The organism is Saccharopolyspora karakumensis, from assembly GCF_004349225.1.
Classification (GTDB): Bacteria; Actinomycetota; Actinomycetes; order Mycobacteriales; family Pseudonocardiaceae; genus Saccharopolyspora; species Saccharopolyspora endophytica.
The window spans coordinates 103699-119189 of record NZ_SMLA01000002.1 but is presented as its reverse complement, the minus strand read 5'-3'; the positions used below and the strand labels follow the sequence as shown (position 1 = coordinate 119189).

The window sequence follows — 15491 nt, the reverse complement described above, 5'->3', positions numbered from 1 at the left end:
TCTTCGGCGCCGTCGAATCTCACCCAGAGGACCGGGCCTTCGAAGACCTGCGGGAGGCCCGTGGCGGTCTCCACCACCGTGCCCTCCTGATCACGGAACCGGCCGAACGTGGCACGCACCCGCACGCCTGGTTCAAACGGGCTCGATGATTGCTCCATGAGGGTGGACGGTACGGGGCGGCACCGACAAGGCGGAAATCGCCCGTCCCTTCCATGAAAATCCCCACACGCCGATCGTTGAACCCCCAGGTGGGAGGATGGCCGGGGGAGGGTTGATGCGGACGATCAAGCGGTCGGGCGAGCACGAGATCGAGGTGCGCAGGTCCCGGTTCATCTGCTCGTTGGCGCGGGTGACCGAGGAGTCCGAGGCGCGGGAGTTCATCCAGCTCCAGCGCAAGACGCACCACGACGCCCGCCACCACTGCTCGGCGTTCGTCCTCGGCGACTCAGGCGAGATCCAGAAGTCCAGCGATGACGGCGAACCCGCGGGCACGGCCGGGGTGCCGATGCTGGAAGTGCTGCGCCGCAACGAGATCACCAACACCGTGGCCGTGGTGACCCGCTACTTCGGCGGGGTGCTGCTGGGCGCGGGCGGTCTGGTCCGCGCCTACGGGGGCGCGGTGTCGGCGGCGCTGGAGCACGTCGGAACCCTTCAGCGGCGACCGGTGCGGGTGCTGCTGGTCGAGGCCGACTACGTGCTGGCGGGCAGGCTCGACAACGATCTGCGGTCGGCCGGCTACCAGGTCGCCGACACCTCCTACGACGCCGCGGTCCGCTTCCACGTCCACGTGCCGGTGGAGGACGTCGACGGGTTCCACGCGTGGCTGGCCGAGAGCACCGGCGGAGCCGCCCAGGCCGCCGAAGGCCCGCTCGTCCACGCCGAGATGTAGATCAGGACGCCGCCGACGTGGTGGCCGCGGCGGTGTCGGCGGGAGCTGCGGGAGGCCGTCTGTCGCCGGGCTTGCCCGCCACCGCCGCGATCGTGCCGATGAGCGCCCCGAACAGCAGGCCGAGGACCACGTCGTGCGGGTAGTGCACGCCGATGTAGACCCGCAGGAACGCCTCCAGCAGCGCCGCGACCGCGACCACCGCTGCCACGCGCCGCCACAGCGCGGCCGTGGTCACCGCGAACGCCGCCGCCGTGGCCGAGTGCCCGCTGGGCAGCGAGAAGACCCCGACCTCGCTGCAGTGCTCGACCGTGGGGATGGGCAGCGTGAAGCACGGCCTCGGCTGCTCGATGATCTCCTTGACCAGGCCGTTGAGCACCCACGTCGAGCCGCCGGAGAGCAAGATCGCCAGCATGGCCCGAACCCGCCGGTCGACTCTCCACCAGACGAACACGGCGAGGGGGATGAACGCGAGCAGCAGGGCATCGGTCAGCACCACCGCGACGGCCTGCACCCAGGCCGGAGAAGCCACACCCCACCCCGCGATGACACGGAACAACTCGGAGCTGAAATCCACCACACCCACCCTAACCGGATTCCCGCCCCTCGCTCGGCACACCGGCCGGTGCGGCGTTCCCGAAGGAACTCCACGAGGACCCGATCGCGAATTCAGCGGAAATCCGTTACCGCGCACCAGAGCCGGGTGTATGAGTGGAGGGAACCGATCTCCTGGGAGGGGTCTGCGATGCGTTCGCTGATCGTCGGAAGTGCCGTCGTCATCGCTGTTCTGGGGCTGGGCGCTCCGGCGAGCGCGGAAGGAGCGCTGGACCCGCTGGTGGGTTCGGCCGCTGAGCGCGTGGCGCTGTCCGACCAGGTCGCGGCGGCCAAGTGGGGAACGGATTCGCCGATCGAGGACCCCGAGCGCGAGCAGCAGGTCCTCGACGGTGTCGCGGTGCGGGCGGCCGAGCTGGGGCTCGACCCCGAGGAGGCCGAGCGGGTGTTCCGCGACCAGATCGAGGCCAGCAAGCTCGTGCAGCGGGGGCTGCACGCGCACTGGCGCGCCCACCCCGACGAGCAGCCCACCGAGCGGCCCGATCTCGGTGAGATCCGCCCCGAGCTGGACCGCCTGGGGGAGACGATCCTGCTGCAGCTCCGCGACACCGACGAGCTGCGCGACGGTCCGTCCTGCGACGGGCGGCTGGTCAGCGCCTACGTCCACACCGCGCGCGACCTCACCGTCCTGCACCAGGCGGGACTGGGCCGGGCGATCCCCTCGATCTGCTCCTGACCTCTGCTCAGGCCAGCGCCTGGTAGGTGGTGGTCTCGAAGTCCTGGAAGTGCGGGGCGCCGCCGGTCAGCGCGCGCTGCGTGAGCAGGATTCCGATCAGGTCCTCGGCCGGTTCGGCGAAAGCGGTGGTGCCGAAGCCGCCGCTCCAGCCGAACTGGCCGACCCCCGCCAGACCGACCCGCCTGGTCACCACGCTCTGCCCGAACGCCCAGCCGACGTTGTCGGGCAGAGTGGCCGCGGGATCGGGTTTCTGCGACTCGACGAGACGGTCCGTGGTGAGCAGGTCGACCGAGGCGCGGGACAGCACGCGGGTTCCCCCGTGCTTCCCGCCGTTGAGCAGCATCCGGTAGAACGCGAGGAAGTCGTCCGCCGTGGACAGCAGTCCGCCGGCTCCGGAGCCGAAAGCGGGCTCCTCGGAGGCGGGTGCGGGGAACGGGACGAGCACGCCGTCATCGAGCATGTAGACGGTGGGGACGCGCGACTCCGCCGAGGTGCGGAAGCCGGTGTCGCGCATCCCGAGGGGCTCGAAGATCCGCTCGCGCAGCAGGTCCGCGAGCTTCCGGCCGGTCGCGCGGGCGATCAGCACCCCGAGCACGTCCGATCCCGTGTGGTAGAGCCACTGGTCACCCGGCTGGTACGCCAGCGGCAGCTCGCCGAGCCGCCGCATCCACTCGTCGGTAGCCACGCCCGGGTCGACCGGTGACGGCGACAGGCCCGCCTCGTGCATCGCCTTCGCGATCGGCACGTCCCCGGGCACGGCGCCGAGCCCGAAGGTGAAGGTCAGCAGGTCTCGCGCGGTGATCGACCGAGCAGCCGGGACCGTGTCCGACAGCGGAGCGTCCGGGCTGGTCAGCACCCGCCGATCGGCGAGTTCGGGCAGCAGCTCCTCGACCGGGTCGTCGAGCCGCAGCACGCACTCCTCCACCAGGCTCATCACGGCCGCGGCGGTGATGGGCTTGGTCATCGAGGCGATGCGGAAGATCGTGTCGCGCCGCACGGGCTCGCCGCCGATCGACAGGTTCCCGTGCGCGGCGATGTGGGTTTCCCCGCCGCGGCTGACCGCGGTCACCGCGCCGGGGAGCGTGCCGTCGGCGACGTGGCCGTCCATGACCTCGCGCATCCGCGCCAGCCTGGCCTGATCGAATTCCACCGTCGTCCTCCTTCGGATACTTCGAGTGTCGACTCGACGGCACCCCGGAACTCATCGGCGCCGGAAGAGCCCGACCTGGAGGAAGTCCACGCCGAAGAGGGGTGACTCCGGCGGCTGGGCGCGCATCGGCCGGACCTCCACGGGGATGAGGTCGGCGAAGACGCCCCTCAGCTCGTCGGGGGTGTAGGCGAGACCACCGGCCAGGACGCCCCGGCGGTAGAGCTCCAGATCGGGGAGTTCGGTCCCGGAGTTCGCGGCTCCGGCGACGAAGCAGCTGATCGCCAGGTGCCCGCCGCGGGCGAGGAGCCGATCGAGCAGGTCGAGGTAGCTGATCCGCCGGTGCGGCGGAAGGTGGTGGAAGCAGCCCGAGTCGTAGATGAGGTCGTAGGGACCCGCGAGGTCGGCGGTGAAGGCGTCACCCTGGTGGGAGCGGACCTCCGGGGCCCGCTCCCGGGCCCACGCGATGGCGGTGGCGGACAGGTCCACCGCGTCGACGTCGAACCCGGAGGCGACCAGGTGCGCGGCGTTGCGGCCGGAACCGCACCCCAGGTCCAGCGCGCGGCCCGGGGTCAGCATCCCCCCGTCCAAGTAGGACACGAGACTTTCATCCGGCTTGGCGGCGAAGAACGGGACGTCGCGGTCGTGGTCCTCGTAGAAGCGGTCCCAGAACGGTTCCGGCGCCGGGAAGACCTCGTCGAGCATCCGCAGCAGACCGTCGACGTCGCGCACCGAACGAGCAGCATCTCCCATCCGGTCATCCTACCGAAAAACCAAGCAGCGCAGGGGAAATCATCGACTCCAGAGGTGTTTCGAGGCCAGTCGCGCGCCCTCCGCCAGGGCCGAGAGCTTCGCCCACTGGATCTCCTCGTGGACCCGCTTCACGAAGGCGCCCTGCGCGAACCCGCAGTCCGTTCCGGCGAGCACGTTGTCCCTGCCGACGACACCCGCCAGCCGAATCAGCCGCTGCGCAACCAGCTCCGGGTGCTCGACGACGTTGGTGTGGTGCGTGACCACGCCAGGGATGAGCTTCTTGCCGTCCGGCAGCTTCACGTCCTCCCACACCCGCCACTCGTGCTCGTGCCGCGGATTGGCCTGCTCCATCGCATAAGCACCCGCGTTGACCTGCAAGATCAGGTCGATGACGTCGCGCAGCGGCGGGTCGAACGCGTGCGGGCCGTGCCAGCTGCCGAAGCACACGTGGTACCGGACGCGCTCCTCCGGCAATCCCTCCAGCGCGTGGTTGAGGGCCCGCACGCGCAGCTCCGCCCAGCGCCGGTAGTCGTCGTAGGAGCCGCCCCCGGCCAGGATCGTGTCGCACTCGTGCATCAGCACCGCGTCGTCGACCTGCAGCAGCAGGCCGCTGTCGACGATCGCCCGGTACTCCTGCTTGAGCACGTCGGCGAGCGCGAAGACGAACTCCTCCTCGGAGTCGTAGTGCTCGTTGGTCAGCCAGTAGGCGCTCGCCGGCGCGACCACCGGCAGGAAGGCATCGACGCCTTCGTGCTGCGCCACAGCTGCTTTCACGTTCACGATGTCGCGGTCGATCGCGGTCCGGTCGTAGCGCAGCGGACCGGTGCAGCACCAGGCCGACGGCGCCCGCCTCTGCGCGCTGCTCTTGCGGACGGCCGCCTCGTCGAGCGCGTCGAGCTCGGCGTAGGCCCCGGGGAACGCCTGCCGGTCGCGGCTCGGCGGGAGCATGCTCGGGCCGACGAGTTCGATCGGCCGCGACTCCAAGCCGCTGACCCGCTCGTAGAGGTAGGTGATCCAGCTGACCTTGCCCATCTCACCGTCGTCGACGACGTCGACACCCGCCTCCACCTGCTTGCGGACGACGTCGTCGACGGACTCGGACAGGCGGAGCCGGTAGGCGTCCTCGTCCACGGCCGCACCTCGGGCCTTCTCGGACAGGAACGACAGGAGTTCGGTCGGACGGATCAGACTTCCGGTGTGCGTCGCGAGGATCCTGCTCACGGCTCTCCTTCTGCCGACAACCCTGACGAACACGGCCCCCAGGACCGCACTCAGAACCCTTCTCCACCCCCAGCCCCCGGTCAACACTTCGACCACGACCCGGCCCCTCCAAGAGCGTTGCGGGCGGTTCTGGCCCCGAACCGCCCGTGATGCCCGGTCAGTTCAGACGGGAACCGAGAGGAAGTCCCACGAAGACGATGTCCTCGGGACGGCCGTCGAGATCGGCCACGGCGGGCAGACGTCCCCACTCCTGGAAGCCGTGGGACCGGAAAAGGCGGAGGCTCCGCTCGTTGGAGGCGAAGATCGTGGTCGCGATGGTCCGGAAGCCCAGTTCCGCCGCCCGCGCGATGGCCTGGCTCAGCAGGTACGCGCCCTGGCCGCTGCCCCGGTGCTCGGGATGCAGGTACAGCGCCAGGTCGGCGGTGACGTCGTAGCCCCGGCGCCCGTTGAGGAACGGCTCCAACGACACGTAACCGGTCACGACCTCCGGCCTCCCGGGCTCGTGACCGACCCAGATCGGATGGCGCCGCGGATCGGACTCCGCGAACCAGACCTCCCGGGAGGCGACCGTGATCGGCTCCAGATCGCAGGTCGCCGCGCGCTCCGGGATCACCGAGTTGTAGATGTCCACGATCGCGGGCAGGTCCTCGCGCGTGGCGAGCCGGTGCTGGTAGGTCAAGACGTCGCTCACCCCTCGAGTTCGGCGGAAGCGCGCATCCGGTACGCCCGGCAGCGCGGCTCCTGGGATGTCCTGGTGTGACCTCGGTCCGAATTGCCGCTACCGCGAGCCGCGAAGATCATCCGGACCTTGTAACCTTGGGCACGCGGGCCGTTAGCTCAACTGGCAGAGCAGCGGACTTTTAATCCGCGGGTTCAGGGTTCGATCCCCTGGCGGCCCACCAAAAACCCCAGGTCACAGGCCTGGGGTTCTTTGTTGCCGAGGCCCGGTTGCCAATTAATTGCCAACTTTCCCCGGCCCCTCGATGGGCACCACGAAGGCCAGGGCTTCGGCACTGGCGCGGGACTGCTGACCCCGACCGAAGTACACGTCTTGGGTCATCGACACCCGCGAGTGGCCCAGCAGGTCGGCCACCTGGCGAGCGGTCAGGCCAGCTTCGTCCAGCAGAGTCGCGACCGTCTTGCGCAGCGTGTGGAAGGTCACCCACTCGTAGCCAGCGCGGGTCCGGAACGGTGCCCACGTCCGGTTGTAGACGTTCGACGCGTTGAGGTACCCACCCTTCGTGTTGACGAAGATCGGCTTACCAGGATCAACCTCACCCAGTTGCTCAGCACGTTCCCGGAGCATGTTCACCGCCCAATCGGGGAGCGCGATGTCTCGCGCCGATCCGTCCGTCTTCCCATCGTTGCGCAGCGCACCCTTGCCGCGTGCACGGATCAGGTTGCCGCTCATCCGCAGCTTCTTGGACTCCGGATCGAAGTCCTCCCAGTGAGCACCCAGAGCCTCACCGGCTCGTTCGCCCGTCGCGATGAAGAAGCGCACCAGGTCAGGCAGGTCCCGCTTCTTCGCCTTCTCATCCTGGTCAAGGATCTTGAGCAGGTCGCTCAGTTCGCCCTTGGTCAAAGCCCGCGGCTTCTTCCGCTTGATCTTGGCTCTCCGCTCGGACAGGGCAGCGATGCCCTTCGTTGGGTTGGTCTCGACAGCCCCAGCCTGAATCGCAAAGATCATGACGTTGCTGATCACCGCTTTGACGAGCTTCGCCAGAGTCAGGCTGTTGCCCTTGAGCTTCGACTGACAGAGCTTGTTCACCACCGGTGTCTTCACCTCGTACAGCCGCAGCTCACCAAGACTCGGCTTGACGTGGTTCTCGTAGACGTTCTCGTACGTGTCCAACGAAGTCAGCGAGTATGTGCCGTTCTCGGCGTCCTTCCTGAACTGGTCGAACCAGGCTTCGGCAGCATCCGCGAACAGCGATGTGGCCGCGAGGTCGATGCCGTCAGACACCGGCACCAGGTCTTTGATCGCATCCCGGACAGCCTGCCGAGCCAGCTCCTTGGTCCGGCCGCGGCGACGCACGTCGGCATAAGTCCCGTCCTCACGCCGGTACCAGGCCCTTGCCGACCAGGACTTCCCGACCTGCTTGACCGAGACCTCCCCCATCGTTCCCAGCGGGAGCGGCAAACGACCCGCCATCTCAGATCACCCCCGCAGCTTGGGACTCGAACCAGTCCTCGACGTCCTCGGGCTTGAACCTGACGTACTTTCCGATCTTGCGCCCAGTCGGGCCGTATCCACGGCTGCGCCACTGGTAGAGCGTGCCGACCGGCACACCCAGGTAGCTGGCGACGTCGTCAATTCCCCACAGATTGCGCATGGTCAGTCCTTCCTTTCGTTGGCGTAGCGGTGTTTTCGTGCCTCGCGTTGGCGGTCGGCGATGGCGAGTGCGAGTTCCTGTTCCTCGGGGTCGCGGTGGCCGATGCTGGTCATCGCCCAGTGGTTGATCACGGCCACGGACTCGGCGGTGACGCCGATTTCGTCGAGATTCTTTTCCAGCCGCCAGGTCTGGCGGTCGCCCCGGATCTGCTTGAAGGTCGTGGAGTAGCGCTGGGACTTGGACAGGAAGTGCCCTCGGAAGGCGAGCATGTGACACCAGCGCCGCAGGTTGAGACCTTCGAGCTCGTCCAGGCCGCCGAGGTCCCACGCGGTGCGCATGATCTGCTTGTGGTGCTCGCTGGCGTCCAGGAGCTCGATGTGCTCGCGGGAGCGGATCGGCCGGTCTGCGGCTTCGGACTTGCCGGTGCCCTTGGTGGCGTACTTGGCGACGTAGGAGGCCAGCCGGTCATCGGTGATGGCGCCCTGGTCGTCTTCGACCTGGTGGGCATCCACCGCACGGATCAGGCGGACGTCGATCTGTTCGCCCCAGGTCAGCAGCCGCGTGCTGGGGTCGATCTCGGGAGCTTCGACGCCGGTCGCGGCGTGTGCGGCGTGGACGGCGTCGGTGAGCAGATCAGCCGTGGCCCACGAGGGCGCGGCGTCAGCGGCTCCTTCGGGGCCGTCGAGGCGGATCATTGCGTGGAAGTGGATGGTGCCGCGCTTCTGGAACTCGGCGACCTTGGCGTAGGACAGCCGGGCGTGGTCCTTGAGCTGCTTCTCGGTGATGCCGGCCGCGCGGGCGATGTGCCGCCGGAGATAGATGGTGAAGCGGTTCCACAGCTTCCCGGCGTGGGCCTGCCACAAGACGTGGCCGGTGTAGTCGTAGCCGCTCGGGTCGATGGGCTGGCCGATGGCCGGGTCGTGTTCGTGGTGGTAGCGACCGCAGCGGCACGGGACGTGCTTGCCGTTGGCCGAGGTCCGGCGGTTGTGGACCGGCCCGAAGCTCGGTGCGGTCAGGGTGACGAACAACCGCGGTTTGTCGGCCACGGTGACCGGCACGCCCTTGGAGCCGCCGGACATCCCGGCACGCACGAGGTGGAACGCGTCAGCGGCGTAGCGGTCCGAGCATGCGGGGCAGACGGACTCGCGGCGGTTGCCGCAGGGGGCAAACAGGTGCCCGGACTTCATCGCCGGGGTGCCGTCGGGCTTGGAGAGCACCGTGCCGGTGGTCTTGTCTGTGAGCATCCAGTGTCCGGACAGTCGGACCGGGTGAGCGCATCCGCCGGTGGCTTCCACCATCGAGCGCCACTGCTGGTAGTCCGGGGACTGGAGCCGCCGGGCGAGGCGGTCCACAGCCGGTAGTTCGGGCAATGCCATGTGACCTCCCAGGAGAGAGCTCGGCGGAGCACCCACGGAGGTCGTTCCCGTGCCCGGTGGATGCCCGCCGAGCAGGGGTTGAACTCGCGATATTCAGTTGAGCGATGCCGTCGCATCAGGCCACGGCGTGGCCGTTGGTGACGGGCTTTTCGGTGGCGTTGAGATCGGCGACGATCTGCGCGGCCATCGGTTCCGGCAACCGGACAACCTGACGGACATCAGCCGGAGTGAACTCCCGGCCCTCGGTCTTCGCGCGCTCCCAGGCGTCGGAAATCCCCTTGAGGACGCCCGCCGGAAGGTTCATCGATTTCCCGATGACCGAGGTGGTGTCCGGTCGTTCCACCGGTCGCGGACGTTCGATGGACTCGGTGGCCGCCCTTTCCGGCACCTCCGGCTGTTCCGGCGGAGGTGGTGGGTCTGCGGCGGCGTAGGCGGCCAAGATGACCTGCCGTTGCCGGGCCTGAATGACCGGGATGACTTCGGCGATGCCGTAGACGATCACCGGGATGATGCCGTGCACGACCGCCGAACCGGCGTTGAACTCCGCCCACCGGCCCGCCAACAGCGGGATCAGTTGCGGGATGACGTTCATCAAGAGCGTCGAGGTCAGCAACACCCGCTTGAGCCGCGACCACCACTGATGATCAGGTGAAACCCCGTGGGCGAGGATCACCGCCTCGAAGTTCAGCAGCACGATCAACAGCCCCGCGAACATCGGCTCCACCGTCCAGGCCGCCCACCACAGCGGGTCATCCCGTGTGGAATCCCCGGCGAGGAACTGCTGCACCCCCGTGGTGGTGAACACCAGCCCCAACGCCAGGAAGAACCACAGCCCGACGAGGGTCCGCCTCCCGTTGCGCTCCATCTCCACGGCCTGAAGGTCAGGGTCGCGGATCAAGCCCCGTAGATGTCGAGCCTCGGAGATCCGGTCTCCGAGCTTGCGGACCCGCCGTGTCTTGCCCTCTTCGGCATCGTCCTGCTCTGACTGCGCCATCGGTTTCCTCCCCTACTGCGCCGGGCTGAACAGCTTGATCAGGCCCCGCACGAGCAGCACCAGGCCGACGCCGATGCCGATCGCCACAGCCGGGCTGAACACCAGCCAGACCAGCGCCAGCACGGCCAGCACGAACGCCAGGACGCCGAGACTCATCAGGACACCCTTGCCGGACAGTTCAACGTGGACGATGTGCATAGGTGAATCTCCTTACTGTGATTGAGGAATCGCGATCTCGATGCTCGATCGAGCAGCGTGCTTGTCGCCGTACATCCGGTCGTCAGCCGAACCGAGCAGGCGGCTCAGGTCCGCCGATTCGGCCGGCATCGTCATCACCCCCAGAGCCATCGAGACCTCGACCGGCTGGCCGTCGATGGTCGTGATCCGGGCGATGGCGCTTTGAAGCTGCCGCACGCGGTGTTCGGCCGTGCCCTGGTCGGTCACCCCGGGCAGCAAGACGGCGAACTCATCGCCGTGCAGCCGAACCGGGAGTTCACCGCGGTTCGTTTCGCGTGCCAAAACCCGAGCGACCTCGATGAGGACCTGGTCGCCGAAGCGGTGGCCGTAGGTGTCGTTGAACGCCTTGAACCCGTTCATGTCCCCGATCGCCACCGCCACGGGACCGGAGCGACGCCGCCGCCGGAACTCGGTCTCCAGTGCGGCCCGGTTGGCCAGTCCAGTTAACGGGTCAGTGAGGGTCCGTTGCCGGTATCGCCACGCGCAGCCGGTGGCTGCCACCGTGGTCACCGTCGTGACACTCAAAGCGAGTCGTGCCAGCATGGGTCTTGCCTCCATTCGAGGTAAGGCCCGCCCGACTCCGCCAAGAGTTCTCGGGCGGGCCGCTTGAATTTCCTGGTTAGGCGATCTCTTCGTCGTCTTCGTCGTCGCCTTCGAAGTGCTCGATCTCTTCGAGCTCGTCGTCCTCGAAGTCTTCGAAGTCGACTTCGTAGGGGTTGGTGAAGGTGCCGTCCGGAAGTTCGATCTCCTTGCGGATCGGGGTCACGTTGGACAGCTCGGTGCAGAAGGCCACCAGCTCGGCGATGTCGTCATCGGTGCTGAAGGCCGCCCGTACGCGTTGGGGCTCCTTGCGGCCGTCGTTCTTGGCGTAGGCGACACCGGCGAGGTAGGTGGGGATCTTGTCCGCGAAGGCGCCGAGGTCCCGCATCCCTTCACCGAGGCACATGTCCACGTACGAGGCGGCGTCGACCCGGAGCGCGATCTTGGTGGGGAACAGTCCGCGCATCGGGACGACGTCCTTGGTGGGTTCCTGCGTCGCGGCGATAATGCGGCCGCCTACCGCGCGGAACTGCGTGAGGCCCTTGGACAGCAGCTGGTGGAACTCCACCCGGATGTCCCGGTCGGTGTAGGCGGTCATCGCGGCCAGCTCGTCGCAGATCAACACGTCCAGCGGGGTTTCCCGGGACGGAGTCGCGTTGCGGATGCCCTGACGGCCGAGCTCGAACTTGCGCTCGTCCAGGGTCTCGACGTACTCCCGCATCAGCGCCAGTCCAGCGCGGTCGGAGTCGGCGAAGCGGTGATACATCTCCCGGCCGCCGCCGAGTTCCATGCCGCCCTTGGGGTCGATCACCCACAGCCGGACGTGACCGGCTCGGATCAGCGGTGCCAGCGCCCGCTGGATGCCCCAGAGCCACGAGCCCTTGCCCGCGCCGGTTTCCCCGGCCAACAGGACGTGGACGTCCCGCTTGGCCAGGTCGAGTTGGAAAGGCCGGCCGAATTCAGTCCGGCCGATCTCCAGCTTGCGCAGGTCCACCGCGTCCACCGATTCCGGCATCGCCGGGAGCGGGATCACCATCTCGTTGAAGGGCTCGCGTCGCTGGAAGTCCAGGGCGATCTTGCCGGGCTGGAGGATGCGCATCGAGGCCGCGTGGGCCTTGAAGGAGTTCGCCAGACGGTCGAGCGCCTGGCCGTAGTCCTCGGGTTCCTGGCCCTTGGCCATGCGGATGTGCAGCGAGTCCCACACCCAGTTCGAGCGCACCGCGACCAGCTTCGGCACCAGCGAATCGCCCCGGTGGTCAGCGGTGACGAGTCCGCAGGAGGCGACCACGCGCATCCACTGACGCTGGTAGATGACCCATCGTCTCCACCAGGCCCGCAGGAGCCGTCCGGCGAAGCGGTCGAAGGTCGGGGCGTCCAGCAGCCGCCAGGAGGCACCGGCCAGTACCGCGATCCCTGCGGCCCACAGCACCGTCTGATAGCCGAGCGTCACGCCCGCCGTGCCCACCGCGGTCGTGCTGGCCATCGTGCGGGGGTGCCGCAGCATCCAGCCGCCGACCACTCGTGCCGGAGTCCGTTCCGTGCCCACTCGCGTGTCTCGCATGACTGCCTGCCCTTTCCATGAAGAAGGGCGTCGGACTCCCGCTATGGGAATCCGACGCCCTGCCGTGCTTGGGGTTGTTCAGTTAGCTTCTGCGCTGCGACATCTCCAGGTGAGCGACCAGATCGCCCACGGCTCGCTTGAGCCCGTTCAACGGACCACCCAAGCCCTTCGGGACACCGAAGCTGGTCACGGTCTTGGTCAGCTCCAGCATGGTCGCGTCGATCTCGCGCACCGTGCCGGTCACACCGTCTGCATTGGCCATTACTTGTACTCCTTCGCAACACTCGATCCACCGTGTTCAGCGATGCCCTCACGCACCGCGTCCGCCGCCTTCGCGACCGCAGCGGCCAACTCCTGGGCCTCCGCGTAGTGCCGGTCCTCGACGAACTCGCCGTCGAGGAATTCGACCTTGTTCACGTCCTGGTTCAGCTGATCCATCAGCGAACCGATTGCCGACAGCCGCTTGATTCCGCGCGAATTGCGCCGGAACAGCTGTTTCGAGATCTCCACCAGCGATCACCCTCTTCCTTTCACCCGGGACGTTCCCGGGAAAACCTGGTTACCGACCGCCGACGCAGCCCGAACCGTGAAAACCGATCGGCGAATTGAACAGCTCACTCATCGCTCTCGCCCTCCTGCTCTTCAACCCTGCGGATGACGGTCACAACGGTCTGGAGCGACGCGAGCAGTTGGCTCGTGACCTCGTGCATGTCAGCGCCGCACGCGGTCGGCCCACCCGGAACGTCCACCGCGTATGCCACGTCGCCAGCGGTCCCGAAGGCCTCTGTGAGCTCTGTGGAGAGCCGACGCAGGTCCTCCAGCGCCTGATCCCTCTGAAGACTGTTCACAGGTACACCACCCACTTTCGATCCGAGCAGTACTGGTCGTGCGAGTGCCGGTAGAGCCACTTGTCGCAGTGGCACGCCGGGCAGTACTTGAGCGACATTTCCAAAATCTCCTTTCCCGAAGGCCATAAAGACCCCCGGAACATCCGCAGACGGCCGGGGGTCAATAAAGCCCTACCGGTGCAATTCCTACCGGTTTTGGGCATAGCTCGGCCCACTATGGAATTCTCAAACAACAAGCAGCCGGAATCGGCTTAGAAAAAATCAGAACGAAACGGTCAGGATCAGCGGCTCAGTCAGGCGGCGGCCGAGACCTGCGCGCCGACCGGGGTCATGCCGTGGGCCCGGAAGGACAGGCCCGAGCGGCCGTTTCGCTCCCAGTAGCTGACCGTCGCGTCGATGAGCTCGACGTAGGCGCCTTCCTCGAAGCCCTCGCCGGGGTCGGCGGTCAGGGTCACCTTGATCTCCTCGCCCTTGCCCGCGAACTCGCCGGGCTGAGCCTTGCGCTTGGCGAACAGCGACACCACGAACTGCTGGACGCCCTGCCGGTCGGTCACGACCTCGGAAACGCCTCGGTCGTTCTCGAACATCTTCAGCGTCGGGGCCTCGGTGATCATGAGCTTGTGACCCTGCAGGTTGACCGGGATGTTTCGCACTGTCTTACCTCCGCTTGATCTCTCTGAATGTTGGCCAGCTTGGCTAGCCATGTACAGATTAGACCAGCTTGGCTAGCCATGTCAACAAGTTGGCCAGGCTGGCTAGTCAGATCAAGGGACGCTGCGTTAACCTGGGCAAATGACAGAACTTGACCCGGACGACCCCCGGCCGCCGTATCAGCAGGTCGCGAACTCGCTGCGAGCTTCAATCCTCACGAAGAAGCTCAAGCCGGGCGACAAGCTGTCGTCACAATCCGAGCTGGCGCAGCGGTACGGCGTCGCACGGATGACGATCCAGCAGGCGCTGCGGATCCTGCGCGAGGAAGGCCTCGTGGTCTCGCGCCAAGGGAGCGGGGTCTACGTACGGGAGCGAACCGAACGCCCCGTCGGCCTGCGTCCGCACCTGGAGCGCGCGTTCGAAGAGCCCGAGGTGCGGATCGACTTCGCGGGTTTCTCAGGCGAGACGCTCCACGGCGCGCTGACCGAACCGCTCGACAAGATCCGGAGCGGGCGCGTACGTCCTGAGCTCGTTCGCGTGCGCCTCCTGGTCCCGGACACGGACGTGCCGTGGACGCTTCCCGCCCGCGTCGAGGACATGGGCGACAGTCCCGAGTTCCGCAAGCGCGCGGCCGGCATCATGGAGCGCCACACGTTCGCCATCGTTGACGCGGTCAATGAGATGGAGCGCATCGGTCTGATCGCAGATGCCAAGGCAGAGCTTCGCGTTTACCCAGCCGTGCCGCTTTTCAAGCTCTACCTGATCAACCAGCTCGAAGCGTTCTTCGGCTACTACCCGGTCCGCGAGCACGTCGTGAACCTGGAAGGTGCCGATACACCGATCTGGGATCTCATGGGCAAGGACGCCACCCTGTTCCACCACGCTGCCGAACCTGATGAGGAGTCTCTGAGCTCGCTGTTCATCCAGCAGTCGCAGATGTGGTTCGACAGCATCTGGAACACCGTCGCGCGGGAGGTGTCCCGATGACCCAGGCTGCCGAAATCCTCGACCGCAGCAGGGTTGTGCTGCTGGACTTCGACGGACCGGTATGCGCGGTGTTCGGCGGCATGAGCAACCAGGACGTAGCCGTCGAGCTCCGCGCGCTCTTCCCGGAGCCTCTGCCAGAAGGCATTGAGCAGAGCCCTGATCCGTTCGACGTTCTTGAGTACGCCACCCAGTTCGGAGACCTGGCGACCCAGGTCGAGGAACGCCTGCGCCAACTCGAAGTCCGCGCGGTCTCAGTTGCTCCCGCCACCCCTGGGGCAACCGACGTTCTCGAAGCTCTACAGCGCCGCGGACTATCGGTAGTCATCGTCTCCAACAACTCCGAGGCAGCAGTCCGCGCGTACCTCCACGCCAACGGCCTTGAAGCACTCGCCCAAGGGGTGTCGGCGAGGACCAGTGCCGAGCTCGCCGAGCTGAAACCGTCGCCCTTCCTCTTGCAGCAGGCCATCACCAACATCACGGCGGATGCGGCGGAATGCGTGATGGTCGGCGACTCGGCGACAGACATCCAAGCTGCGCACGCCGCAGGTACAGCCGTCATCGCCTATGCCAACAAACCGGGCAAGCGCGACCGGTTCACCCCGCACAGGCCGTCAGCGATCATCGAGCACATGACCGACCTTCTCGGCGACGGATCTGCTCTGACCTGAG

General features: G+C 67.2%; 20 protein-coding genes and 1 tRNA gene. 5 read left to right on the top strand and 16 right to left on the bottom strand.

From position 1 onward, the window contains the following. Positions 1-274: 274 nt before the first annotated feature. Positions 275-889 (top strand): YigZ family protein, encoded by a 615-nt coding sequence (locus tag E1202_RS01830; protein ID WP_132680501.1) that lies wholly within the window; start codon positions 275-277, stop codon positions 887-889. Position 890: 1 nt separating this feature from the next. Here E1202_RS01830 and E1202_RS01825 read toward each other — a convergent pair whose 3' ends face one another. Continuing rightward, positions 891-1418 (bottom strand): phosphatase PAP2 family protein, encoded by a 528-nt coding sequence (locus E1202_RS01825; protein WP_132680500.1) that lies wholly within the window; start codon positions 1416-1418, stop codon positions 891-893. Between the two features lie 213 nt (positions 1419-1631). On the opposite strand from E1202_RS01825, the gene E1202_RS01820 reads away from it, so the two are divergent. After that, positions 1632-2174: a chorismate mutase gene (locus E1202_RS01820; protein WP_132680499.1), complete on the top strand. Its 543-nt coding sequence runs from the start codon at positions 1632-1634 to the stop codon at positions 2172-2174. 7 nt (positions 2175-2181) lie between these two features. On the opposite strand, the gene E1202_RS01815 is transcribed toward E1202_RS01820, so the two are convergent. The 4 genes from E1202_RS01815 to E1202_RS01800 all read right to left on the bottom strand — a co-directional run bounded on the left by E1202_RS01815 (position 2182) and on the right by E1202_RS01800 (position 5986). Further along, a complete protein-coding gene (locus E1202_RS01815) occupies positions 2182-3324 on the bottom strand; it encodes a serine hydrolase domain-containing protein (RefSeq protein WP_235877553.1) in 1143 nt (380 codons plus the stop codon). 51 nt (positions 3325-3375) lie between these two features. Continuing rightward, positions 3376-4074 (bottom strand): class I SAM-dependent methyltransferase, encoded by a 699-nt coding sequence (locus E1202_RS01810; protein WP_132680498.1) that lies wholly within the window; start codon positions 4072-4074, stop codon positions 3376-3378. Positions 4075-4113: 39 nt separating this feature from the next. After that, positions 4114-5295, bottom strand: coding sequence for a cobalamin-independent methionine synthase II family protein (locus tag E1202_RS01805; RefSeq protein WP_132680497.1), 1182 nt, complete (start codon positions 5293-5295; stop codon positions 4114-4116). A gap of 157 nt (positions 5296-5452) precedes the next feature. Beyond that, the gene (locus E1202_RS01800; protein ID WP_207918420.1) at positions 5453-5986 is read right to left on the bottom strand and encodes a GNAT family N-acetyltransferase; all 534 of its coding nucleotides are present in this window, start codon (positions 5984-5986) and stop codon (positions 5453-5455) included. A gap of 135 nt (positions 5987-6121) precedes the next feature. On the opposite strand from E1202_RS01800, the gene E1202_RS01795 reads away from it, so the two are divergent. Continuing rightward, positions 6122-6197 (top strand) — tRNA-Lys (locus E1202_RS01795). Between the two features lie 53 nt (positions 6198-6250). On the opposite strand, the gene E1202_RS01790 is transcribed toward E1202_RS01795, so the two are convergent. The 11 genes from E1202_RS01790 to E1202_RS01740 form a co-directional block, all read right to left on the bottom strand. Further along, entirely contained in the window at positions 6251-7447 is a 1197-nt protein-coding gene (locus tag E1202_RS01790) for a tyrosine-type recombinase/integrase (RefSeq protein WP_132680496.1), read from the bottom strand. A gap of 1 nt (position 7448) precedes the next feature. Continuing rightward, on the bottom strand, positions 7449-7628 hold the full coding sequence (locus E1202_RS01785; RefSeq protein ID WP_132621655.1) for a helix-turn-helix transcriptional regulator: 180 nt from the start codon (positions 7626-7628) through the stop codon (positions 7449-7451). A 2-nt stretch (positions 7629-7630) separates the two neighbouring features. Beyond that, positions 7631-9004 carry a replication initiator gene (locus E1202_RS01780; protein ID WP_132680495.1) on the bottom strand — a complete coding sequence of 458 codons (1374 nt, stop codon included), beginning with the start codon at positions 9002-9004 and terminating at the stop codon, positions 7631-7633. Positions 9005-9119: 115 nt separating this feature from the next. Beyond that, positions 9120-9998, bottom strand: coding sequence for a hypothetical protein (locus E1202_RS01775; RefSeq protein ID WP_132680494.1), 879 nt, complete (start codon positions 9996-9998; stop codon positions 9120-9122). A gap of 12 nt (positions 9999-10010) precedes the next feature. Further along, positions 10011-10196, bottom strand: coding sequence for a hypothetical protein (locus tag E1202_RS01770; protein WP_132671907.1), 186 nt, complete (start codon positions 10194-10196; stop codon positions 10011-10013). A gap of 12 nt (positions 10197-10208) precedes the next feature. Then, positions 10209-10736, bottom strand: coding sequence for a GGDEF domain-containing protein (locus E1202_RS01765; protein ID WP_235877551.1), 528 nt, complete (start codon positions 10734-10736; stop codon positions 10209-10211). Positions 10737-10854: 118 nt separating this feature from the next. Further along, positions 10855-12336: an FtsK/SpoIIIE domain-containing protein gene (locus tag E1202_RS01760; protein ID WP_132680492.1), complete on the bottom strand. Its 1482-nt coding sequence runs from the start codon at positions 12334-12336 to the stop codon at positions 10855-10857. Positions 12337-12418: 82 nt separating this feature from the next. After that, positions 12419-12598, bottom strand: a complete 180-nt coding sequence (locus tag E1202_RS01755) for a hypothetical protein (protein ID WP_132680491.1) — start codon at positions 12596-12598, stop codon at positions 12419-12421. Continuing rightward, on the bottom strand, positions 12598-12846 hold the full coding sequence (locus E1202_RS01750) for a hypothetical protein (protein ID WP_132680490.1): 249 nt from the start codon (positions 12844-12846) through the stop codon (positions 12598-12600). Before E1202_RS01750 ends, E1202_RS01755 begins: the two co-directional genes overlap by 1 nt. A gap of 104 nt (positions 12847-12950) precedes the next feature. Further along, the gene (locus E1202_RS01745) at positions 12951-13184 is read right to left on the bottom strand and encodes a hypothetical protein (RefSeq protein WP_132680489.1); all 234 of its coding nucleotides are present in this window, start codon (positions 13182-13184) and stop codon (positions 12951-12953) included. A gap of 293 nt (positions 13185-13477) precedes the next feature. Further along, positions 13478-13837: a hypothetical protein gene (locus E1202_RS01740; protein WP_165943703.1), complete on the bottom strand. Its 360-nt coding sequence runs from the start codon at positions 13835-13837 to the stop codon at positions 13478-13480. A 139-nt stretch (positions 13838-13976) separates the two neighbouring features. Between E1202_RS01740 and E1202_RS01735 the strand changes: the two genes are divergently transcribed. Both E1202_RS01735 and E1202_RS01730 read left to right on the top strand, forming a co-directional pair. Then, the gene (locus E1202_RS01735) at positions 13977-14822 is read left to right on the top strand and encodes a winged helix-turn-helix domain-containing protein (protein ID WP_132680487.1); all 846 of its coding nucleotides are present in this window, start codon (positions 13977-13979) and stop codon (positions 14820-14822) included. Beyond that, a complete protein-coding gene (locus E1202_RS01730) occupies positions 14819-15490 on the top strand; it encodes an HAD family hydrolase (RefSeq protein ID WP_235877549.1) in 672 nt (223 codons plus the stop codon). Before E1202_RS01735 ends, E1202_RS01730 begins: the two co-directional genes overlap by 4 nt. Position 15491: the final 1 nt, after the last annotated feature.

Coding starts and splice junctions, on each gene's coding strand:
- E1202_RS01830 (WP_132680501.1), top strand. CDS start 275: ATGCGGACGATCAAGCGGTCGGGCGAGCACGAGATCGAGGTGCGCAGG.
- E1202_RS01820 (WP_132680499.1), top strand. CDS start 1,632: ATGCGTTCGCTGATCGTCGGAAGTGCCGTCGTCATCGCTGTTCTGGGG.
- E1202_RS01810 (WP_132680498.1), bottom strand. CDS start 4,074: ATGGGAGATGCTGCTCGTTCGGTGCGCGACGTCGACGGTCTGCTGCGG.
- E1202_RS01790 (WP_132680496.1), bottom strand. CDS start 7,447: ATGGCGGGTCGTTTGCCGCTCCCGCTGGGAACGATGGGGGAGGTCTCG.
- E1202_RS01785 (WP_132621655.1), bottom strand. CDS start 7,628: ATGCGCAATCTGTGGGGAATTGACGACGTCGCCAGCTACCTGGGTGTG.
- E1202_RS01780 (WP_132680495.1), bottom strand. CDS start 9,004: ATGGCATTGCCCGAACTACCGGCTGTGGACCGCCTCGCCCGGCGGCTC.
- E1202_RS01775 (WP_132680494.1), bottom strand. CDS start 9,998: ATGGCGCAGTCAGAGCAGGACGATGCCGAAGAGGGCAAGACACGGCGG.
- E1202_RS01770 (WP_132671907.1), bottom strand. CDS start 10,196: ATGCACATCGTCCACGTTGAACTGTCCGGCAAGGGTGTCCTGATGAGT.
- E1202_RS01760 (WP_132680492.1), bottom strand. CDS start 12,336: ATGCGAGACACGCGAGTGGGCACGGAACGGACTCCGGCACGAGTGGTC.
- E1202_RS01755 (WP_132680491.1), bottom strand. CDS start 12,598: ATGGCCAATGCAGACGGTGTGACCGGCACGGTGCGCGAGATCGACGCG.
- E1202_RS01735 (WP_132680487.1), top strand. CDS start 13,977: ATGACAGAACTTGACCCGGACGACCCCCGGCCGCCGTATCAGCAGGTC.
- E1202_RS01730 (WP_235877549.1), top strand. CDS start 14,819: ATGACCCAGGCTGCCGAAATCCTCGACCGCAGCAGGGTTGTGCTGCTG.